The sequence below is a fragment of the Pseudonocardia sp. T1-2H genome, assembly GCF_038039215.1.
Taxonomy (GTDB): domain Bacteria; phylum Actinomycetota; class Actinomycetes; order Mycobacteriales; family Pseudonocardiaceae; genus Pseudonocardia.
Map to the genome: position 1 here is coordinate 1,829,233 of NZ_JBBPCL010000001.1, position 20,739 is coordinate 1,849,971.

At 71.0% G+C, this 20,739-nt stretch carries 24 protein-coding genes and 1 pseudogene; 12 read left to right on the top strand and 13 right to left on the bottom strand.

The features are described 5' to 3' along the window. Positions 1–2 precede the first annotated feature (2 nt). The 4 genes and pseudogenes from WBK50_RS09125 to WBK50_RS09140 form a co-directional block, all read right to left on the bottom strand. Positions 3–290 (bottom strand): trehalase-like domain-containing protein, encoded by a 288-nt coding sequence (locus WBK50_RS09125; protein ID WP_341335173.1) that lies wholly within the window; start codon positions 288–290, stop codon positions 3–5. Next, positions 287–880 carry a cytochrome d ubiquinol oxidase subunit II gene (locus WBK50_RS09130; RefSeq protein ID WP_341335174.1) on the bottom strand — a complete coding sequence of 198 codons (594 nt, stop codon included), beginning with the start codon at positions 878–880 and terminating at the stop codon, positions 287–289. The genes WBK50_RS09125 and WBK50_RS09130 overlap by 4 nt, the downstream gene beginning before the upstream one ends. Before the next feature lie 86 nt (positions 881–966). Further along, positions 967–1,335, bottom strand: a pseudogene (locus WBK50_RS09135) (cytochrome d ubiquinol oxidase subunit II); the annotation flags it as partial. Then, positions 1,332–2,849, bottom strand: coding sequence for a cytochrome ubiquinol oxidase subunit I (locus WBK50_RS09140; protein WP_341335175.1), 1,518 nt, complete (start codon positions 2,847–2,849; stop codon positions 1,332–1,334). The pseudogene WBK50_RS09135 and the gene WBK50_RS09140, both read right to left, overlap by 4 nt. A 239-nt stretch (positions 2,850–3,088) precedes the next feature. Here WBK50_RS09140 and WBK50_RS09145 point away from each other — a divergent pair, with 239 nt between their 5' ends. The 4 genes from WBK50_RS09145 (at position 3,089) to WBK50_RS09160 (ending at position 6,729) form a co-directional block, all read left to right on the top strand. After that, positions 3,089–3,565: a hypothetical protein gene (locus WBK50_RS09145; RefSeq protein ID WP_341335176.1), complete on the top strand. Its 477-nt coding sequence runs from the start codon at positions 3,089–3,091 to the stop codon at positions 3,563–3,565. Between the two features lie 169 nt (positions 3,566–3,734). Then, on the top strand, positions 3,735–4,244 hold the full coding sequence (locus WBK50_RS09150; protein ID WP_341335177.1) for a GNAT family N-acetyltransferase: 510 nt from the start codon (positions 3,735–3,737) through the stop codon (positions 4,242–4,244). A gap of 655 nt (positions 4,245–4,899) precedes the next feature. After that, positions 4,900–5,364, top strand: a complete 465-nt coding sequence (locus WBK50_RS09155; protein ID WP_341335178.1) for a DUF3237 domain-containing protein — start codon at positions 4,900–4,902, stop codon at positions 5,362–5,364. A 615-nt stretch (positions 5,365–5,979) separates the two neighbouring features. Further along, positions 5,980–6,729, top strand: a complete 750-nt coding sequence (locus WBK50_RS09160; RefSeq protein ID WP_341335179.1) for a hypothetical protein — start codon at positions 5,980–5,982, stop codon at positions 6,727–6,729. Between the two features lie 88 nt (positions 6,730–6,817). On the opposite strand, the gene WBK50_RS09165 is transcribed toward WBK50_RS09160, so the two are convergent. The 3 genes from WBK50_RS09165 to WBK50_RS09175 all read right to left on the bottom strand — a co-directional run bounded on the left by WBK50_RS09165 (position 6,818) and on the right by WBK50_RS09175 (position 8,248). Further along, the gene (locus tag WBK50_RS09165; RefSeq protein ID WP_341335180.1) at positions 6,818–7,114 is read right to left on the bottom strand and encodes a hypothetical protein; all 297 of its coding nucleotides are present in this window, start codon (positions 7,112–7,114) and stop codon (positions 6,818–6,820) included. 121 nt (positions 7,115–7,235) lie between these two features. Continuing rightward, positions 7,236–7,418 carry a YegP family protein gene (locus WBK50_RS09170; protein WP_341335181.1) on the bottom strand — a complete coding sequence of 61 codons (183 nt, stop codon included), beginning with the start codon at positions 7,416–7,418 and terminating at the stop codon, positions 7,236–7,238. 167 nt (positions 7,419–7,585) lie between these two features. Next, positions 7,586–8,248: a site-specific integrase gene (locus WBK50_RS09175; RefSeq protein WP_341335182.1), complete on the bottom strand. Its 663-nt coding sequence runs from the start codon at positions 8,246–8,248 to the stop codon at positions 7,586–7,588. Positions 8,249–8,524: 276 nt separating this feature from the next. On the opposite strand from WBK50_RS09175, the gene WBK50_RS09180 reads away from it, so the two are divergent. From WBK50_RS09180 to WBK50_RS09205, 6 genes are all read left to right on the top strand, one after another. After that, positions 8,525–8,734, top strand: a complete 210-nt coding sequence (locus WBK50_RS09180; RefSeq protein ID WP_341339589.1) for a hypothetical protein — start codon at positions 8,525–8,527, stop codon at positions 8,732–8,734. Next, on the top strand, positions 8,731–8,964 hold the full coding sequence (locus tag WBK50_RS09185; protein ID WP_341339590.1) for a hypothetical protein: 234 nt from the start codon (positions 8,731–8,733) through the stop codon (positions 8,962–8,964). Before WBK50_RS09180 ends, WBK50_RS09185 begins: the two co-directional genes overlap by 4 nt. Then, positions 8,948–9,619, top strand: a complete 672-nt coding sequence (locus WBK50_RS09190) for an ISAs1 family transposase (RefSeq protein ID WP_341335183.1) — start codon at positions 8,948–8,950, stop codon at positions 9,617–9,619. Before WBK50_RS09185 ends, WBK50_RS09190 begins: the two co-directional genes overlap by 17 nt. A 335-nt stretch (positions 9,620–9,954) precedes the next feature. After that, positions 9,955–10,470 carry a (2Fe-2S)-binding protein gene (locus WBK50_RS09195; RefSeq protein WP_341335184.1) on the top strand — a complete coding sequence of 172 codons (516 nt, stop codon included), beginning with the start codon at positions 9,955–9,957 and terminating at the stop codon, positions 10,468–10,470. Continuing rightward, entirely contained in the window at positions 10,467–11,462 is a 996-nt protein-coding gene (locus WBK50_RS09200) for an FAD binding domain-containing protein (protein ID WP_341335185.1), read from the top strand. Before WBK50_RS09195 ends, WBK50_RS09200 begins: the two co-directional genes overlap by 4 nt. Further along, on the top strand, positions 11,462–13,810 hold the full coding sequence (locus WBK50_RS09205; RefSeq protein ID WP_341335186.1) for a xanthine dehydrogenase family protein molybdopterin-binding subunit: 2,349 nt from the start codon (positions 11,462–11,464) through the stop codon (positions 13,808–13,810). The genes WBK50_RS09200 and WBK50_RS09205 overlap by 1 nt, the downstream gene beginning before the upstream one ends. Positions 13,811–13,855: 45 nt before the next feature. Here the strand turns inward: WBK50_RS09205 and WBK50_RS09210 are convergent, their stop codons facing one another. Both WBK50_RS09210 and WBK50_RS09215 read right to left on the bottom strand, forming a co-directional pair. After that, on the bottom strand, positions 13,856–14,077 hold the full coding sequence (locus tag WBK50_RS09210; protein ID WP_341335187.1) for a hypothetical protein: 222 nt from the start codon (positions 14,075–14,077) through the stop codon (positions 13,856–13,858). Positions 14,078–14,277: 200 nt separating this feature from the next. Beyond that, entirely contained in the window at positions 14,278–15,129 is an 852-nt protein-coding gene (locus tag WBK50_RS09215; RefSeq protein ID WP_341335188.1) for an aldo/keto reductase, read from the bottom strand. Between the two features lie 207 nt (positions 15,130–15,336). On the opposite strand from WBK50_RS09215, the gene WBK50_RS09220 reads away from it, so the two are divergent. Next, a complete protein-coding gene (locus tag WBK50_RS09220) occupies positions 15,337–15,804 on the top strand; it encodes a Dps family protein (protein ID WP_341335189.1) in 468 nt (155 codons plus the stop codon). Between the two features lie 268 nt (positions 15,805–16,072). Here the strand turns inward: WBK50_RS09220 and WBK50_RS09225 are convergent, their stop codons facing one another. Next, entirely contained in the window at positions 16,073–16,663 is a 591-nt protein-coding gene (locus WBK50_RS09225; RefSeq protein ID WP_341335190.1) for a hypothetical protein, read from the bottom strand. A gap of 299 nt (positions 16,664–16,962) precedes the next feature. Between WBK50_RS09225 and WBK50_RS09230 the strand changes: the two genes are divergently transcribed. Beyond that, positions 16,963–18,684: a flavin-containing monooxygenase gene (locus tag WBK50_RS09230; RefSeq protein WP_341335191.1), complete on the top strand. Its 1,722-nt coding sequence runs from the start codon at positions 16,963–16,965 to the stop codon at positions 18,682–18,684. 172 nt (positions 18,685–18,856) lie between these two features. Here WBK50_RS09230 and WBK50_RS09235 read toward each other — a convergent pair whose 3' ends face one another. The 3 genes from WBK50_RS09235 to WBK50_RS09245 all read right to left on the bottom strand — a co-directional run bounded on the left by WBK50_RS09235 (position 18,857) and on the right by WBK50_RS09245 (position 20,679). After that, positions 18,857–19,057: a hypothetical protein gene (locus WBK50_RS09235; RefSeq protein ID WP_341335192.1), complete on the bottom strand. Its 201-nt coding sequence runs from the start codon at positions 19,055–19,057 to the stop codon at positions 18,857–18,859. Between the two features lie 608 nt (positions 19,058–19,665). Then, complete coding sequence (locus WBK50_RS09240; RefSeq protein WP_341335193.1) at positions 19,666–19,935, bottom strand: hypothetical protein; 270 nt, start codon at positions 19,933–19,935, stop codon at positions 19,666–19,668. A gap of 30 nt (positions 19,936–19,965) precedes the next feature. After that, complete coding sequence (locus WBK50_RS09245) at positions 19,966–20,679, bottom strand: YceI family protein (RefSeq protein WP_341339340.1); 714 nt, start codon at positions 20,677–20,679, stop codon at positions 19,966–19,968. Positions 20,680–20,739: the final 60 nt, after the last annotated feature.

Consider the following 20,739-nt stretch of genomic DNA (forward strand, 5'->3'; position numbering starts at 1 on the left):
CGTCAAGGCGTCGTGGACGAGGAGCCATCCCCCGGGGTGTGCCAGGTGGTGGTGAGGACCTTGGTGCCCGGCACGTAGGTTCGCGCGGTGGGCTGGTTGATGCCGTAGGGGCCGAAGCGGAAGGAGCCCGCGCCGCGGTCGAGCAGGTTCCCGAACGCACTCGGCGAGTCGAAGGCCGGCAGACACAGCCAGTCGACCGACCCGTCCGGTGCGACGAGCGCCCCGGTGTGGCAGTTCGACAGGAAGGCGTAGTCGGCGATCGGGGGGAACGGCGATGTCGTGAGGCTCATGTTCCGGACTCCTTGAGGTGTGTGCGGCGGTCGGCCCTGTGGTCGACGCTCTCCTCGGGGAGGAGACCGCGCTGGTCGAGGACGTAGAGCAGGACGAATCCGGGGAGCACCACGACGACCGCCAGTGCGGCGGCCACCAGCACCGCCGTCAACGTGCCGGAGGGGGCCGCGGCCGCGGCGAACGTCAGGGTCTCGGGCAGGACGTAGGGCCACTGCGCCACTCCCCATGAGACGACGGCGCAGGCGACCGCGACCAGGGCGAGGACGCGGGCGCCGCGAGCGGCGTCGCGGACGAGCAGCAGCAGGGCACCGGCGCCGCACAGGGTGCTGACGATCAGCAGCGGCAGGGCCCGCGAGGTGAGCCCGTGGAACAGGTACGCGGCGTCGGCGCGGAGCACGAAGGCGCCGCCTGCGGCGAGCACGGCCACCACGATCCCGGAGGCGACGGCCCGGCGGCGGAAGTACTCGGCCAGGTCCGGCTCGTCCATCCGCCGGGCGTCCCACACGAGGTAGACCGCGGCCAGGTAGGCGGCGGCGGCGACGGCCAGGACCCCGCCGACGACGGACGTCGGGTTGATCCAGCTGCCCACCGGGTCCCCCGCCCTCCCCCGGGCGGCACCCTGCCGGAGGCGATCCCGCCCACGATCGCGCCCATGCAGTACGGGACCAGCACCGAGGAGATCGCGAACCCGCCCCCGAAGATCCGCTTGATCCGCATCGAGACGACCGCCTTGCGGAAGGCGAAGCTCACCCCCCGCAGCACGATGCCCAGGGCCGCGATCGTCAACGGGACGAACAGCGTCAGCGTGATCGAGGCGTAGGCCTCGGCGAACGACGTCCACAGGACGACCAGGATGAAGATCAGCCAGACATGGTTCGCCTCCCACACCGGCCCGATCGAGTCCTCGACGACGGCGCGGGGGCGGGCACCGCGCTGCGGGCCACCCGCCGTCAGGTCCCAGAACCCAGCCCCGAAGTCGGCGCCCCCGAACACCGCGTACGCGACCACCGCCACCAGCAGCACCACGGCGACCGCGGTGCTCACCGGAGCTCCTCCTCGGGTGCGGGCGAGGCCTTCTCGGGCGACGTGGGCGGCGCAGACGACGCCGACGGGGCGGACGGCGTCGACGGGGCAGATGACGCCGACGGGGCTGGCGGGGCGCTCGGGGTGCTCGGCGAGTAGGGCGTCTCGAGGTCGACGAACCCACCGGCCCTGCGGAACCGTCGGCTCATTCCACGCAGCACCAGGATGGTGGTGATTCCGACGGCGAGGTACAGCAGGACGACTGCGCCGAACGAGATCCAGACTCCGGTGTTGCCTGTGGCCGCGCCCTCGACCTTCATGAGTTCGTAGACGATCCACGGCTGGCGGCCGACCTCGGTCACGATCCAGCCGGCCTCCATGGCGATCACGGCCAGGACGCCCGAGGCGGCCGCTACCCGGAGGAACCACCTGCTCGCCGGCATCCTGCGCCGGATGATCCAGCAGAGGCCGTACCAGGCGGAGAGCAGGAACAGCAGTGTCCCCAGGCCCACCATGACGTCCCAGGCGAGGTGGACGATGTTGACCTGGCCGACGGTCGGTCGCGCGTCGGGGGGCACCGTGTCCAGACCCTGCACGACGGTCGCACGCCCCGTACTCGGGTCGGACAGCCAGGAGGCCAACCCCGGGAGCGGGATGCCGCCGCTGACCGTGCCGTCGTCGTTGAGTCGGCCCAGGATCGTCTCGGGGACGTCGCTGCTGGTGGTGGGTACGAGCTCGATGGCGGCGAATTTGACCGGCTGGTTGGTGTAGACCCAGCGGGCGAGCGAGTCGCCTACACCCATCTGGATCGGCGTCGCGACCGCCGCGACACTGAACGCGATGATGAAGCCCAGCCGGTGGTAGCGGTCTGTGCGCCCCCGCAACATGGCCGTCGCGTACACCGAGGCGATGAGGAATCCACCGACGAGGTAGGCAGCGACGACCATGTGCGCCGCCTGCAGGGGCATGGCGTCGTTGAAGATCACCCGCACCGGGTCCACGGAGACGACGGTCCCGGCGGAGTCCGTTGTGAAGCCTGTCGGGGCGTTCATCCATGCGTTGGCGGCGACCACCGACACGCTGCCGAAGATCCCGGCGACAACGATGGGAACACCGGTCCAGAAGTGTGCCCACGGCTTGAGTCGGCGCCAGCCGAAGATGTACAGCGCGATGAAGATCGCTTCGGTGAAGAAGAACAGCCCCTCGAATGCGAAGGGTACGCCGAACGCCTCGCCCCACTGGCCCATGAACCGGGGCCACAGCAGGCCGAACTCGAAGCTCAGCACCGTGCCGGTCACCGCGCCGACGGCGAACGTCACCGCCATGTACTTCGACCAGCGCTGCGCGAGCATCAGCGCATCCCGGTCGCTGTGTTTGACGGCTCGGTAATTGGCGATCAAGGTCATGAAGGCCCACGACACGCCAAGCGGCACCAGAATGATGTGGAACATCAATGTGAACGCCATCTGCGCTCTGGCCCACGGAACCGGGTCCACGGCGGCGAACGCGGCTAGTCCCTCGAACGTCGCGATCACCTCGACCACAACCTCCCCCGAATGCTCTTGATCTGGATCGTCGACGAGAAGTCCGCAGCACGGTGTCGGACTTGTCGTGGCCGGCGATGGCTGTCTCGTCATGCCCTTCAGAAGGCGATAGGCGGAGCCGGTCTCGTGTGCGGCGCCCCGGCCGCGGTCGTCACCCTCGCCGGGGCTGGGGGGCCAGCGCATCACCCGTAACGGAGGACTTCGCCGGTGTCGGCACGGCGCTGAGTGGCGTGGCTCAGCGCCTCATCGCCGCGGCGCTCGTCCTGGAGCGGACCTCCGGAGCGAGCTGGGACGAACTCGCCGACCCCCTCGCAGTCACCGCCGCCGAGGCCCGCGAACAGTGGGAGCCGACCGTCGCGCAATGGGAGACCGGCCTCGAGGCCGAACGGGCAGCCTCACTCGCGCGCACCTCGATGCTCCCGGTGGACTCGCCCGCGACCGCCGTGGAGCTCGACGACTGGGTCCGCCGACACCGCGAACCGGCCGACCTCGACGACCACCCGCACCCGGTGTCCGGGCAGCTACAGCGCATGGACCCGCTGCGCGAGTTCCTGCACCTCGCCGGGACACGACGCGCACTGCTCGCCGCACACCACGGCCCACCGCCGACCGCGCTGCTGGCGCGGATCTCAGACCGAGAAGGCAACCTCATGGCGGCTCTGACCGCTTCCGGAGGACGCGAGATGGACTCCGACCAGCCTCCGTGACCAGTCGGGGCGTTGTCGTTCGTTCGCCGCGCGGTGAGCCGCCCTTCGCCCGGGTCCGGGTCGCCCCCAACAGGTTTGCTGGTTCGCGGAGCGTCGAGGCACGCACGAATCCGGCTTCGGTTCGGGAAGGCGTCGGGTGTCCTCCCGGGCGGGAGGCATCCTGGGCCGCATGACCGTGCGGCGAGCGTTGGTAGACGATGTCGAGGCCATGGCGGGGGTCATGGCCGCGGTGGCCGGGGAAGGGCTGATCGGTACCGAGTCGCCGGTCGACGTCGACGCCGTACGACGGCGTTTCCGCGACACGATCACGGGCCCGGGACCGGCGGCCATGTGGGTGTTCGAGCTGGAAGGCCGGATCCTCGGTCAGGCGGGACTGCACGAGACCGGGGCCGCAGGGGTGCTGGCGTTCGGCGCGGCGATCCTGCCGGACGGCCGCGGGCGTGGCGGTGGGCGCGCGCTGCTCGCCGCGGCGTTGGACCACGCCAGGCGGTGCGGCGCGCACAAGATCGAGCTCGAGGTCTGGCCGGACAACGCCCGGGCCATCGCGCTCTACAGCCGTGTGGGGTTCACCGTCGAGGGCGTGCGGCGCGATCACTACCGCCGCCGCGACGGCTCGCTCCGTTCGACCATGCTGATGGCGATCGCGATCGACCGAGGCGCCGCGTCCGACGCCACCTGACCTTCCCCGGACCCGGCGGCCACGTCGAGCGCACGACCGGCGCACGTCCATGGCCGCAGGGACATCAGAGGACGGCGCGGGTCCAGCCCACCGGCCACCACAGGACGAGGCCACCACGGCGACGACCGCGCCGGTGGCTGCCGCGGTGTAGGCCGCGGCGCTCGGCGTAGCTCGACGACTGGGTCTGCCGGCACCGCGAGCCGGCCGACCTCGACGACCACCCGCACCCGGTGTCCGGGCAGCTACAGCGCATGGACCGCTCCTGCTGGATCCAACCGCCAGCGAGGTCGGGCAGCACCCCGGCGCGGATCCTCGCCAGCGGGATCCCCGCATTCCTTCGGGGAAGTAGCAAGCCATCACGGCCGGAGGGCGTCCTCGACCGGTGGGTGGTCGACCTGACTTATCTCGCGCGGGGCGGGTGACCAGCCGCGCACCCGGGAGCCGCTGGGCGAGCGTCTCGCCGTGGTAAGCACCCATCCGGCCCGACCTGATCAGGGCGACGCCGACCGGTGCACCGCCGGGGCTCGCCCTCCCGCGACTGACCGCCTCGGCTCCTGCTCGCCGGGACGGTCTCTCGGACTCGACGCCCCTTGACGGCCGTGCGGCGACGCCCGACCGTGTGCTGGCCATCACTCATCGAACGAAGGAGCCTTTGATGCCTGAACTGATTAAGGAGCTCGAGTATCGCGCTGAACTCGGTGAAGTCGACGAAGTGGGGTCGGGCCCCTTCGGGCAGCGGGTCATCGCGAATGTGACCGGTGGCGAGGTCACCGGTGACCGGCTCAAAGGCACGATCGTCGGCGCGGGTGCTGACTGGCTCCTCATCGGCCCCGACGGTTTCGGCCGTCTTGACGTGCGCGTGACCGTCAAGACGGTGGACGGGGCATTCATTTACGTCCATCTCAACGGGCTACTTGAGATGACAGCCGGCGTCACGGCCGTCATCCAAGGCGGCGACACCCCGACGAATTTCGGTGAGCAGTATTTCTTCACCAACCCGAGGATGGAGACAGGCGACGAGAGGTATTCCTGGGTCAATCAAACTATGTTTATTGGGGAGGGTCGACTGGTCCCTGGCCTCGCGGTGGAGTACCGCGTGTACCGGATCGCCAACTCCTGACACCCGGGCGTCTGGAGGCTGGGCGGCCCCACTAGCGCTAAGACCAGGCCTGAGGTCGACGCCGTCCTGGACAACGTCGTCAACGACCCCATCCTCGAAGTCCCGCAAGGGTTGCAGGCGCTGGTCGGCGAAATGTCGTTCACCATGTCCAGGCCCGACGGAGGGACCTTCACGACGTGTCTCAATGAGCTCGCCATGGCTCGTGGGCTCTCGCTCGACCGAGCCGCACGTGCGCTCGACGAGCTCGACCGGGCCGGCTTACTGACCTGGGATGCCGGTGCTCAGGTGGCTCGGTTGCAGGCGCCGCACAGCGATCTGTCCGCCGACCCAGCCTAAGCGAGCCGCGCTGTGGTCCACGGGGCGCAGCGCGGCCGTGAGCCCTCACCCCTGGCCAGGCTGGCCGATGTCGCGTTGACCGGCTGCAGCCCGCGGCAGCCGGTCAACGGCGTGGTGGCACAGGACGTAGGTCGTGGGACTCGCCGACGCCCCGAACCCAGCAGGCGACACGGCTTGCCGAAATCCCGGGCCAGGTAGCCGTGATCGTCCAGGTAGCAGATGAGGGCCCCGATCCGTCATTATTTGTGTCAACGAAAAAACTCGGGCACGATGCTGGGCATGGCACCCCGCACCATCATCACGATCACCGCCGCCTACGACCGCATCCTCGAGGACGACGAGCAGCGCGCCGTCTCCGACAACCTCGCCGTGTTCCTCCCCGGCGAGCGCGGCATGATCACGTCCGGCCGCGACTCCGCCGGCCCGTACACCTGGCAGACCATCGTCGACGACGCCCAGACCGTCTCCTGGTGGCTCGACAGGGCCCGCAGCGCACTCAACGCCGTCCTCCCCGGCGGGCCACGCGAGATCCTCGCCGTCGAGGTCCTGACGATGGAGGAGCTCATGCGGCGGGCCAAGAGCCGCAGCTTCGACCCCGAAGCGCCGGCACGCCCCCTCACCGACGCCGCACGCGCCCGCGCCGCCGACATCCGCGCGAACATCCCCAAGGTCGTCACGACCGCCGCGTTCGCCCGCATGCTCGGCTGCACCCCCGCGCGCGTGCGCCAGCTGCGCGCCCGCGCGGCCGCGCAGATCGAGGCAGGCGGCACCCCTGAGGACGGGTTCCCGCAGGAGATCGACCCCGGCTCGGGCTACTGGCTCCGCGCGGACGCCGAGGCGTACGCCGCGCTGCCGCGCCCCACGATCGGCCGCCCCCGCACGGCGGACCGGGCGCTGACCGCCTGCTCGTCCTGCGGGCAGGCCATCGAGCGGCACCAGGGCACCGGCACCGGGTGGAGGCACGTCGCGAACGCTCCCGAGTGGTGCGACGCCAAGCCGCCTCGTCCGGCCGCTGAGAGCGCGTCGTGAGCAGCCCCGCCCGGGCGAGCAGGTCGGGCACCCTTTCGGGGAAGTCACGCCGTCGGCGTGGCCCCGGCCCTCCTGCGTGCGTTGAGGGTCAGCGGGTGACGTGCCGCCGGCGGACCAGGACGTGCACCCCGATCCAGAGCAGCGCCGGACCGACGTACGCCGCGTAGCGGAGCACCCCGGGGAGCTCGCCGACGGCGTCGGGGTCGAGGAACACCGGGAGACTCCACGGGAACCCCAGCGCCAGGACGACGATCAGCACCAGGCCGGCGCCGATGTTCGCCCCACCGCCGCGGCCGGTGAGCACCATGACGGCGAAGAGGGCGAGCGGCACGCCCACGACCAGCGCGTGCAGCGTCAGTCCCGGGTAACGGATCCGTCGGCGCATGGGGTGATGGTCGCCGTCGCGCCGACGAGGGACATCCGCGGATCTACGGAGATCCAGGAGGCCGCCGCCGCGGTCACGCCGTGGCTGCCTATCGCGCGCGGCGCCCCGCTTGTTGCCGAGCTCAGGAGTCGGTTTCGGCGATCGACGCGCCGGTGGCGGCGTTCTGCACCGCCTCGCAGCCCTTCCTGGCCGCAGCCTTGGTCTCGTAGGCCTCGCCGCTGGCCACGACCGTCCCGTTGCTGGCCTTCAGCCGGAACCGGTACTTGCCGCCCCGGTCCTGGTAGACCTCGAACTTGCCCGCCATCCTGTGCTCCCAAGGTCGGATTGAACAATGTGGACGGCCGAAACGATTGCGGCTGACCTGCAGTGATCCGCTCAGCGACGCGCAGGCCCCACCCGAACGGGGCGGGTCGCCAAGACCGGGCTCATCACCCCGTGAGGCGACCTCCCGAGCCGCCTTCGGGTTGGGCGCTACAGCCCGAGCTGGGTGGCCGCGTTGTCCTGCCACGCCGTCTCCACGCGCCCCGAGGGTGGCCAGCGAGCGGTGCCGGTCTGGTGGGCGATCGCGCGGTCGGAGGCGCCGCGCAGGTGGGCGTAGGTGACGAACCCGGCGCGCAGCGAGTGCGCGGAGAACGGGCCGCCCGGCAGCCCGGCCCGCGCGACGGCCGCCTGGACCAGGTCGTTGATCGACTCGGGGTGCAGGGCGCGGTCCAGGACCCGGTTGCCCCGGCTGATCTTGCGGAACACCGGCCCGTCGGCGATGCCGGCGGCGTCCAGCCAGGTCTGCACCGCGGTGACCGGGCAGTGCGCCCGGCGCCCGGCGCGGGGGAGCACGACGAGCTCGTGCTCCTCGCCGCGCTGGTTCGTCTTCGACCGCGGCAGGGTGAGGACCAGCCCGCGGTCGTGCGCGCTGATCTCCTCGACCCGCAGGGCCGCGAGCTCGGAACGCCGCAGCGCGGCGAAGAACCCGACCAGCAGCAGCGCCCGGTCCCGGAGGCCGGCCAGGTCGGGTTCGGGCGGGCGGGTCTTCCAGACCTTGGTCTGCGGGCAGTGGTCGAGCACGTGAACAGCGCCGGAGCTCCAGATCTCGTGCGCGATTCGCTGGACCCCCTCGCGAAGGCCGTCGAGGTCCACCAGCCCCTCATCAGTCAGACCGGCACCAGGATCATCCTCCTGTCGGCCACGGTGAGCCGATACTCCTGGCGCCCGCCCTGCCGGCCACGACGACCAGCGCGTCACCGGCCGCCGCGACGGCCGCCGCCGGGGACACTTCCGCCCGTTGGCGACCGGTTCCACGTTCTCCAGCCCGGCCGGGAGCACACCAAGGGTTCACGTCGCGTCCATGGCAGGAGGGTGACGCGGGGCGCTCTCCCCAAGCATGACAGCGGTCGCGGCGTACCCGGGTCGCCCGTGCCGGCCACGGTAGCGCCGCCCGTCGCCCGTCGCCCGTCGCCCGTCGCCCGTCGCGGCGTCGACGGCCATGTGGAACCGGCCCTCCGCCCGGGCCTGCACGCTCGGTCCGGTGCCGGGCGTGGGCAGCAGCCGGTCGAGCAGCGGACCGCGAGCATGACCACGGTCAGCCAGGCGGAGTTGATCGCGAAGGTGCGGGACGGGAAGTGATCGAGCCCGGTGTCCTTGGCGGTGCGGATGCGGTCCTCGACTCGGGCATGGGCGCGCGGTGGCAAGCGGGTGTGCCCGAGCGTGAGCAACGCCGGGTGTGGGCGCTGGACGGCAAGACCGTGCGCAGCGCCCGCAGCAGCACGGGCGGGCAGGTGCACCTGGTATCAGTGCTCGACCAGGCCAGCGGCGCCGTGCTGGCCCAGGTGGCCGTGGATGCCGAAGTCCGGTGAGTTCGCCGCGGTCCCCGACCTGCCGGCCGGGCTCGACCTGCGCGAGGTTCTGATCACCGCCGACGCGTTGCACACCCAGCGCTCCCACGCCCGGCACCTGCACGAACGCGGCGGACACTACGTGATGACGGTCAAGGCCAACCAGCCGACGCTGCTCACACGGCTACGCGCGCTGCCCTGGGCGCAGATCGGGGCCGCGGCGCGGGAACGCGCCCGCGGCCGGGTCGAGACCCGCACGATCAGCGGGGTCAACCTGCAGCCGTGCCCTGATCTGGGTGGCGAGTTCTTCCCGCACGCCGCCCAGGCGATCAAGCTCGTGCGTCGGCGGCGACCGCTGCGCCCAGGTGGGCGGTGGAAGACCGTGACCGTCTACGCGATCACCAGCCTGACCGCGTTCCAGGCCGACCCGGTCCTGCTCGCAGGCCGGATCCGCGGGCACTGGGGTGTCGAGAACCGGCTGCACTGGGTCCGTGATGTCTCCTTCGACGAGGACCGCTCCCAGGTCCGCACCGCGCACGGCCCGCAGGTCATGGCCGCGCTGCGCAACCTCGCGATCACCGCGCTGCGCCCATCCGGGACCACCAACATCGCCGCCGGGCTCCGCCACCACGCCCGCGACACCCGCCGACCACTCGTCACCTACGGCCTCACATGACGACCTTGCCAGGGCCCTGCCCCGCAGGGGAGGGCGGTGTCCGGAGAGGTAGACCCAGCCGGGTCTGCCGACTCATCGGTGGTGGCGCGGACTCGGCCCCGGAGGACAGTGTCGACGGCAGCTCTCGGGCCCGGCAGGCGGAGGTGTGAGCGGCTCGAGCTTGCCACGGTGGGGAACGCAGACCCTCCGACGGAAGGCCACGACCAGGCGATAGCCGGACACGGTGGGCGGACCACGAACGCGAGGCCGTTCTCGGCGCTGGCGCGGTCTGAGCCGCACGGCTGCGACGGGTGGTCCTCCGGCAACCGCTCGACGACCTCCGTATGGAATGGATCATGGCGATATCACCGAATGTGACCACCGACGTCAGGACCATCTCGGTCCGGCTGACCGTCAACGGTGGCGAGCTCTCCGTGCAGATCGAGCCGCGGGTCACCCTCCTCGACGCCCTGCGTGAGTACGCGCATCTCTACGGGTCCAAGAAAGGCTGCGATCAGGGCCAGTGCGGCGCCTGCACGGTCCATGTCGACGGCAGGCGCGTCCTGGCGTGCCTGACGCTGGCCGCCCAGGCCGAGGGGCAGGAGATCACCACGATCGAGGGCCTGGCCGCCGACGGACAACTGCATCCGGTGCAGGAGGCCTTCGTGCGGCACGACGCCTTCCAGTGCGGCTACTGCACGCCGGGTCAGATCATGTCGGCGGTCGCGTGCATCACCGAGGGTCACGCCGGTTCCGACGCGGACATCGCCGAGTACATGTCGGGCAACCTGTGCCGTTGCGGAGCGTATCCGCACATCAGGGCGGCGGTGCGGGACGTCGCGAACCGGACGGCCGAGGTGAGGACACCATGAGGAACTTCGAATACGTCCGCGCCGCGACGGTCCCGGACGCGAGGGAGGCCGCCACCGGGCGGCCCGATGCCCGGTTCCTGGCCGGGGGCACCACGATGGTCGACCTCATGAAGTGCGGGGTCGAGGCGCCGTCCACGCTGGTCGACATCACGCGGCTGCCGGGGCTCGACGGGATCGAGGTGGGAACCGACGGCGTACGCCTCGGCTCGCTCGCCCGCATGAGCGACGTCGCGAACGACCCGCGGATCCGCGAGGAGTTCCCCGTGCTGTCCGAGTCGCTGTGGCGCGGTGCGTCGGAGCAGCTCCGCAACATGGCGACCATCGGCGGCAACCTCATGCAGCGGACCCGCTGCAGCTACTTCCGCGAGCCTGCCACCTACTCCGCCTGCAACAAGCGCGAGCCGGGCTCGGGCTGCGCCGCGCTCGAGGGTGTCAACCGCGGCCACGCGGTGCTGGGCACCAGCGCGAGCTGCATCGCCACCTACCCCGGGGACTTCGCCGTGGCGCTGGTGGCGTTCGACGCCCAGGTCGTCGTGGAGAACGGCGGGCGCCGCGGCATCTCCGCCGACGACTTCTTCCTCCTCCCCGGGGACACGCCCCACATCGAGCACCCCGTCGCGCCCACCGAGATGATCCTCGCGGTCGAGATACCCGCCTCGGCGGCGCTGCGCCGCTCGCACTACCTCAAGGTGCGCGACCGGGAGTCCTACGAGTTCGCCACGGCGAGCGCCGCCGTCGGCCTGGAGCTGGAGGACGACGGCAGCACCGTCCGCGACGTCCGGCTCGCGATGGGCGGCATCGCGACGAAACCCTGGCGCGCCCGCGCCGTCGAGGCCGCGCTCACCGGGCAGAGGCTGGACGAGCAGACCGTGCGGGCCGCGTGCGCCCAGGTCACCGAGGGCGCCGTGGACCACGGCAGGAACGGCTTCAAGATCGAGCTGGCTCCGCGGGTCGCCGCGCGCGCACTCCTCAACGTCGGAGGGATCCTCTGATGACCGCCACCCGTTCCGACGCACCGCAGAGCGAGGGCCCCTTCCTCGGTCGTCCCCTCCTGCGCGCCGACGGCGTCACCAAGGTCACCGGCCGCGCCGACTACGCCATGGAGCACGACCCGTCGGGCGTCGTGCACGCCGCCGCCATCGAGGCCACCGTCGGCGCCGGACGCGTGCTGCGCATCGACACCGAGGCCGCGTCGGGGATGCCGGGGGTCATGCGGATCCTCACCCACGCCGCCGCCCCGCGGCTCAAGCGCTGCCCGCTGGTGCCCGAGGGAAGCGTGATGGAGAGCTTCCTGCCATTGCAGGACACCCGCATCCACTACAGCGGCCAGCCCATCGGGGTGGTGGTCGCCGAGACGCTCGAGCAGGCGACCGAGGCCGCCCGCCGAGTCCGCGTCGAGTACGAGACCGCGCCGACGGTCTCCGACATCGGTGACCCGGGGTGCGTGACCGTCGACGGCCCGGCCGCCGAGCTCGACGGCCGCAAGAACGCGCACGGCCAGGACTGCATCCAGAGCACCACGACCCTGCCCGCCGCCAGCGAGCGCGGCGACGCCGGCGGTGCTCTCGCGTCGTGCGCGGTGCGCGTCGAGCAGGTCTACACGACCCCGCGCGAGACGGCGAGCCCGATGGAGCCGCTCGGGACGATCGCGGAGTGGAGCGAGGACAAGAGCCTGACCGTCTGGATGCCCAGCCAGTGGGTGGAGGGCGCGCACCAGGCGCTGGCCAACTGGTTCGACATGCCCGCGTATAAGGTGCGGGTGATCTCGCCGTTCGTCGGGGGCGGGTTCGGCGCCAAGGTCACCGCGCACCCCGACGCGTCGCTCGCGGCGATGGCGGCGAGCGACATGGGCCGGCCGGTGAAGCTCGCGCTGACCCGTCCGCAGACCTTCAACGGCTACGGCCCGCGCCCGGCGATCGAGCAGAAGCTGACGCTCGGCGCGGACGCCGAGGGCAGGCTGCAGTCGATCCTGCACGCCAACGTCAACGAGACGTCCTTCGACGACGAGTACGTCGAGAGCGGCGCGGGCACCGCGAAGGTGATGTACGCGGTGCCCAACCTGGGCGCGACCCAGGGCATCGTCAAGGTCAACTCCTTCACGCCCAGCTGGAAGCGGGCCCCGGGCGAGGCGATCGGCGCCTTCGCACTCGAGAGCGCGATGGACGAGCTCGCCCACGCGATCGGCGTCGACCCGATCGAGCTGCGGCTGCGCAACTACGCCGAGCAGGACCCGCAGACCGGGAAGCCGTGGTCGACGCGCAAGCTGCGGGAGGCCTACGAGGCAGGGGCCGAGGCCTTCGGCTGGGAGCGGCGCTCCATGGAGCCGCGCTCCATGCGCGAGGGCAGGCAGCTGATCGGCTGGGGCATGGCGGGCGGCGCGTTCCCGGTCGTCTCGACGCCTGCCGAGGCCCGCGTGACGATCTCCGCCGACGGCTCGGTCGAGGTCGCCACCAGCGGCCCCGACATCGGCAATGGGACCTACACGATCCTGGCCCAGACGGCCGCCGACGCACTCGGCGTGCCCGTCGACCGGGTGCGCGTCCTGCTCGGCGACACTGACCTGCCCGGTGCGCCGGTGGCCGGGGTGTCACAGATCGCCAACAGCCTCACCGGTGCGGTGCACCGGGCGGCGACGGCCGCACGGGACGAGCTGGTCGCGCTGGCCACGGACCACGAGCAGTCACCGCTGCGGACGGCCCGCGCGGACGACCTGGTGATTCGGGACGGCATGATCGCGCACTCACAGGGTTCGGCGCAGGGTGTCACGATCGCCGACCTGTTGCGCAAGGTCGGGACGAGGACCATCGAGGTCACCGGCGACACGCTGCCGCCAGGGGCATCGGAGGAGGACCGGGACGCTGCCCTGCACAGCTTCCGGCTCATGCAACCACCGACGAGCGACTACTCGATCTACGACTGGTGTGCGCAGTTCGTCGAGGTGCGGGTGGACGAGGACTACGGCACGGTGCGGGTCAGCCGCATGGTGGGCGCCTTCGATTCCGGCCGCGTCTACAACCCCACGCTCACCGAGAGCCAGTGGAAGGGCGGCATGGTCATGGGCGTGGGGGAGGCACTCCTCGAATCCCTGAACGTCGACCGCCGGTTCGCCCGGATCGTGAACAACAACTTCGCCGAGTACATGGTTCCGGTGAACGCCGACATACCCGATATCCAGGTCATCTCGGTCGGTGAGCCGGACCCGCACGCGAGCGCCCTCGGCGGGAAGTCGGTCGGGGAGATCGGCGTCGTCGGCGTCGCACCGGCGATCGCCAACGCCGTGTTCCACGCCACCGGCAAGCGGGTCCGGGACCTGCCGATCACGATGGAGAAACTCCTGTAGGGCCGGCGGCGGCGCCCCGGGTGCGCCCGCCCGTCCGGATCCGGGTCAGCCGGACGTCGACGGTGGGGACCCGCGCCCGGGGTCGCGCGCGGGCTGCAGCCACCTCGCCAGGTTGCGGACGTAGTCCTTGAAGACCGCCAGGCGGGAGGGATCGGCCTTGATCTGCGTGCTCGGCGGCTCGCTGACGAACGACGGGCAGCCGCGGTCGATGTCCCAGTTGTAGTCGGCGAAGTGGTGGAAGCTGGACTCCGCGACGGCCCGGCCCATCGGGCTCCCGTCAGGTGTGCGTTCCGCGGCGAGGGGACCGCCAGGTTGAACCGGCGCCCGGTCGCCGTGCTGCGGCCCTGCGCGAGCGGCGCGGCGAAGGGAAGACCCGCGGGTACGGACACCGCGCCCTCGTGCGGATGGGCCGGGAACCATTCGATGCGTCCGCTCGCGGTCTGCGAGGTGCGTAGCAGCTCGAGGACTCAGAGCACCTCGAGGGGCATCGGGCGCCGGGGCGGCGGGAACACCCCGTCGAGGGCGGCGAGGTCCTCGGCGGTGAGCCGGATGTCCAGGGCGGCGGCGTTCTCCCGCACGTGCTCGGGGTTGCCCGAGCGCGGGATCGTGGTGACCCCGTCGTTGCGCAGGACCCAGGCGAGGGCGATCTGCGCGGGCGTCGCGTCGTGCCGGCGGGCGATCGCGGCGAGGATGGGCTCGTGGAGGAGGCGGCCCTGCTCCACCGGCGAGTAGGCCATCACCGGCAGGCGGTTCCGGCGCAGCCAGGGGATCAGGTCGTACTCCGGGCCGCGGCGGGTGAGGTTGTAGAGGATCTGGTCCGTGGAGACGGTGGTCCCGCCCGGCACGTTCACCAGCTCGGTCATGTCGTCGAAGTCGAAGTTGCTCACTCCCCAGTAGCGGATCGCCCCCGCGTCGATCAGCTCGGTGAACCCGGCGAGGGTCTCGGCGAGCGGGACGGTACTTCGCCAGTGCAGCAGGTAGAGGTCGATACGGTCCGTGCCGAGCCGGGCGAGGCTCTGCCGGCACGCCCGGATCGTTCCCGCCGCGGTGGCGTGGTTCGGCAGCACCTTGTCGACGAGGAACACCTCGTCGCGCCGGCCCGCGAGCGCTTCGCCGACCAGGATCTCCGACGCGCCCTGCCCGTACATCTCAGCGGTGTCGACGACGGTGAGGCCCAGGTCCAGCCCGGTGCGCAGGGCTGCGATCTCCGCGGCCCGCGTCGTCGGGTTCTCCCCGAGGTACCAGGTGCCCTGGCCCAGCGCGGCGATGCGCTCGCCGGACGGCAGCGCCACCATGCGGATACCCGTGCTCGCGGTCATCTCCACCTCCGGCCGGCGCCGGCGACATGGTCCTGCGCCCGCTGCCGGTACGTCACCCATCATGGTCCAGGCCCCGGACACCCGCCTCCACCTCCCGGGGCCCACCTGGGGACGTGGCTTCGCTCCGTTGGGCCGAGGCATGCGGACCGGCGTCGTCGGACCATCGGTGCGCGGCCCGCGCTCCGCGGCCGCGGGAGGGATGACCTCATGAGTACCGGCACCCACGGCACGCGAACCGACGGCGACCCGCCGACGGCGACCCGCCGGTGGCGTCCCGGAGCCAGCCGCTGCTGCACCAGCACGGGCCCGAGGTGCAGCCGTTCAACACGATGCGGCAGCTGCCCATCGCTGATCGACGAGGTCGCCGAGCGGATCCAGACCCTGGGCGGCGTGGCGGTCGGCGATCCCCGGCACGTCGCGGAGATCACCGAACTGCAACGGCCTCCGGACGGCGCCGAGGACGTGCCGTCGATGCTGTCCCGCCTGCTCGAGGGCCACGAGATCATCATCGGGGTGCTGCGGGAGGCCATCGAGAAGACCGACGAGAACGGCGACGCCGGCACCAACGACCTGCTGACCGGCACCGTCCTGCGCCGCCACGAGATGCACACGTGGTTCGTCGCCGAGCACCTCGTCGACGTACCGGTGGTGAGGGAGGACCCGCCACGGAGGTGACCGCGCAGTGGTGTGACCGCTCAATCCGTCGCGGCTCTCCGACCTCTCACAATGAGGGGGAAGCTGCCGGAGGTAACGGACGCTGCTGCGTCGTCGGGGCAATCGGATCGGGGTACATAGAGGAGAGACCCCACCCGCGGCACCAGCCCGCACCCCACCACCCCCGACACCGGCAGCCGCTGCACTCCGGCCGGCCATGGTGCCACCTGGTGCTGAGATGACCGGACGGCCGGGCCCGGTGTTGGGATCGGCCGTCCGGTCGGGTTGATCAGGCGGCGGGGGCGTCGTGCTCGCTGTCCTGGCCGGTCTCGTCGGCTCCCGGCTCGTCCTCCTGGTCCTCGTCCTCCTGGTCCTCGTCCTCGTTGTCCTCGGCGGCGGCGCGCGCGGCCTGTTCGGCTGCGCGTGCGGCTTGTTCGGCGGTGTAAGCGGCCTGGGTGGCGGCGCGGTGCTCGGCCTCGGCGGGGGTGATGTCGTAGCCGAGGGTGGTGAGCTGGTCCCACCACCACAGGGCGGCCTCGTGCTTGACGTGCCAGCCGCGCAGGCGTTCGGCGTGGTCGTCGATGCTCAGGACGGCGGTGGCGACGGCGCGCTGTTGGATGCGGGCCGGGGTCCACTGTTCGGGCTGGGGGCCCGGGCAGCAGCCGGTCGAGCAGCGCGCAGGTCGGGGGACGCTCATCGCGGCGAGGAAGCCGACCAGCCCGGCGGTGAGCCCGGCCGCCGCGACGGTCCCGCCGGACCCCGGCCGCGGCCCATCACCTCGCCGTACTGCAGCGACCGGCCGTACGACCAGTCCTGCAGCGCGTTGCTGCGCCTCACGATCCGGGTGTTGTACGGCCCTGACGAAGGGGCCGGTCCACATCCCGTCCGGGGTGCGCGCCGACGGCCCGGCGTCCGGCGGCTGTGGCGTCGCCGGCGCAACCTTGACACTCGGCCGTGGCGCAGCTCACACTCCGGCACACCCCCACCCGGCGCAGCACCTGGCGGGATCGGTCGTCCACGCGACGGTCGTGACCCGACGCGGCTGGGCCTCGACGATCCGTGGAGTGCCGTTGAGAACCGCCCGGAACCGCAGCTCCGCCCGAGCGGACCACGTCCTTCCCGCCGGCAGACCCTGCCGAAGGTAGTACGCCACCAAGAGAACCCACCGGGAGAACAGGCATGTCCAACGCGCACAAGAACGCTCGAGGGACCGGGGTCGGACCGGGCACCGATTTCGACGCGGTCGTCGTGGGGGCCGGGTTCTCGGGGCTGTACATGCTCCACCGCCTGCGCGACGGGCTCGGACTCTCGGCGCGCGTCTTCGAAGCGGCGGACGACGTCGGCGGCACCTGGTACTGGAACCGCTATCCCGGCGCGCGGTGCGACTCGGAGAGCTACTTCTACAGCTTCTCCGACCGCTTGTCCGAGGACCTCCTCCAGGAGTGGAGCTGGAGCGAGCGCTTCGCCGCCCAGCCGGAGATCCTGCGGTACCTGCAGCACGTCACTGACCGGTTCGACCTCCGGCGCGACATCCAGTTCGGCACCCGGGTCACCGCCGCGGACTACGACGAGGCAACCAACCGTTGGGCGATCAGTACCGACGACGGAGGCTGGGTGACGGCGAAGTTCCTCATCACGGCCGTCGGCTGTCTGTCCGCGGTCAACACGCCCGACTTCGAGGGACGCGACAGCTTCCAGGGCGAGCAGTACCACACCGCGCGCTGGCCCCATGAAGGAGTCGACTTCACCGACAAGCGCGTCGCGGTGATCGGCACCGGGGCGACCGCGGTCCAGGCCATCCCGGAGGTCGCCGAGCAGGCGGCCCACGTGTACGTGCTGCAGCGCACCCCGAACTACGACATCGCGGGGCGCAACGGGCCGCTGACCGACGAGTACGTTCGCCAGACCAAGGCCACCTACAAGGACATCTGGCAGCGGACGCGGGAGACGAGCTTCGGCTTCCCCTACGACGCCCCGGACCGCACCGCGCTCTCGGTGTCGGAGGAGGAGCGGCAGCGCATCTACGAGACGGCGTGGGCGCAGGGCGGCTTCCGCATCGGCCTCACCTTCAACGACCTCCTGATCGATTCGGAGGCCAACGAGACGGCCTCCGAGTTCCTCCGCAACCAGATCCGCGCGCGGGTGCACGACCCGGAGGTCGCCGAACTCCTCGCGCCGAAGGACCACCCCTTCTTCACGAAGCGGCCGCCCCTCGAGAACGGCTACTACGAGACCTTCAACCGGGACAACGTGACGCTGGTCGACGTGCGGCGCTCACCGATCGAGGAGATCACCCCGACGGGTGTGCGGACGAGGGACGGGGAGTACGAGGTCGACACCATCGTGTTCGCGACCGGGTTCGACGCCATGACCGGCACGCTCTTCAAGATGGGCATCTCCGGACGGGGCGGCGTCACCCTGCAGGAGAAGTGGGCCGAGGGGCCGCGGACCTACCTCGGCGTCGCGACCCACGGCTTCCCGAACATGTTCATGATCACCGGTCCGCAGAGCCCGTCGGTGCTGAGCAACATGCCGGTCTCCATCGAGCAGCACGTCGACTGGATCGCCGACTGCATCGAGTACATGCGCGAGCACAAGCTCGACAAGATCGAGCCGCTGCCCGAGGCCGAGGACGACTGGGTCGAGCACCACAACGCGGTGACCCAGGCGACGCTCCTGCCGATGGCGAACTCGTGGTGGGTCGGCGCGAACATCCCGGGGAAGCCGCGCAACCTCTACCCGTACGTCGGCGGTGTCGGGAACTACCGGAAGATCTGCGAGGAGGTCGCGGCACACGGCTACGACGGGTTCGGGATGGCCAAGTACGGGAAGTCGTCGGTGACCGGGACGCGTCCGGCCAGTCGCTTCCCGGTCAGGACCGCGCGCGCGGTGATCGGCTGAGGCGGATACGCCGTGCCACTCCACCCGGAGGCCCAGCAACTGCTCGCCGCGCTCGACGAAGCCGGCCTGCCGAGTGAATCGGAAGTATGCCGAACGCTGTAAGCCGCGGGGTTCAAGGGCGAGCCCAGATGTCCTGCACTAGCGGCCTGGACTCGGTCGATGGTGTCTCGGGTCAGGCGCGCCCGTCCACATCAGTCCGATCGGGCTGACCACCGCTTCGCAGCCCGTCGCCTCCCGCCTTGTCAAGCCGCTCGGCGAGCAGCTCCCGGACCACATCGAGGGGTTCGATCTCGATGAGGCCGGCGTCAACGTCCGCCCGGTATCGCCGCACCACCCGTGCCCATCGCCAGGCACGCCCCACGAACGCGAGCACCCGGTCGTCCTGGAGCCCACCCCATTGGCTGGCCCGTCGGTCAACCCCGTCATCATCGGCCGCTGGCGAAGTAGACACCTTCGGCGAAGCTACGTTCAGCCGTCACAGGCGCACCACTGACATATCGCCAAGCTATCGCGAATGCCGATACGAAGATTATGACAGTCGCGCTCGGGCAACCCCCGGCCCGCGGCCGCTCATCGAGTGCGAGAGCAGGGACGCGCCGGCCCGCAGCGAGTGCGCGGAGTACCGCCCGCCCTCCGGGCCGGCCCGGGCGGTGGCGGCCTGGACCAGGTCGTTGACCGACCCCGGGTGCAGCGGCCGGTCGAGCGCCCGGTTGCCTTTGCTGATCTTGCCGGTGTCGTGGGGCAGAACCCCGTTGCCGCGGTCTCGATTGCAGGCAGCCCCTGACTCCGGCTACGGCGACCGCCCGCACCGGCCCTGATGGGCCCGGCTGCTGGCGAACCCCCTCCAGGAGCCGGGCGCTGCCCGGACCCGGCCTCGCTCGGAGAAGGGGGCAAAAGACACCTGCAGCCCAGAACAACCTGCACAGGTCCCAGGAGAAGAAGCAGCACCGTCGTCGACTGGCGAATCAAGGGGTCGCAGGTTCAAATCCTGTCGTCCCGATGCAAGGCCCGGAGGCCTCTACCGTTCGACGGGGTACCGGCCTCCAGCGTTTCTACCAGCAAATCTGCTGGATCAATGATCGACGTTTGGCGGTCCAGGCGCTCGGGGCCAGCCTGCTGATCGGCCATCACCGGCTCAGGAATCAATGGACACCTTTGCCGGCATAGCCGGCCATGGCCACCGGACAGAGCGCTCCCGGCGACATCATCGGATCCTCCGCCTGTCTGCACGGTGTGTTCGATCTGGTTCATCCAGCCCCTCGCCGGCCGACCTTCCGCACCTCACCCGGTGGCGGCCGGCGTGAGAGCGACGTCGAACTCCACCTCGACCTCGTCCCTCAGCTTCAGCGCGCCGAAGAACGCCGAGTACGGCTTGATGCCCCAACGTGACTGAACGACGGTCGTTCCGCCGCGGGCCCGGCTGTCGGTCACGTGGCCGCGCACCGTGACGGGCTGCGTGGAACCGGCGATGGTGAGATCACCGTCGATCGTGAACGCCTCCGGAGAACCGGCGATCCGTGTCGACCGGAAGGTGATCATCGGGTGTTGCGCGGCGTCGAGGGCCTTGCGAAGGTTCTTCTTGATGTCCGCGCGATCGGTGTCGGTGAGCGGCTTGACGCCGCCGGACGCTTCCTTGATCTCCAAGGAATCGACGTCGACTTCAGCCGTCACCGACGAGTGGGCCAGGTCATCGGCGTTCACCACGGTGGTACCGCGCCATCGAGTGGGCTCGAGGGTGAGGTCGTGGCCCACCTTGGCGCCCACTCCGGTGCGCGTCGTCTTCACCAGGATCGAGCCGATCTCAGGTCCCAGCGCGTAGGTGCCATCAGCTACGCCCATGACCCCGAGGTTAGTCGCCGGCGAGCCCGATCGCGCGGGGTGGCGGTCATCGTGGGTGTCGCACGAGGGGCACATCTGTGAGGGGTCACGGCCCGGCGGCCGAGCGCGGACAGGCTTCTGATCAAGCCGGCCGATGGACCAGGCCGACGGCGGCATCACCGACGACAAGTCCTTCCCAGCAGCACGCCGACGGAGCCGGATCGCGCGAGCGTACTC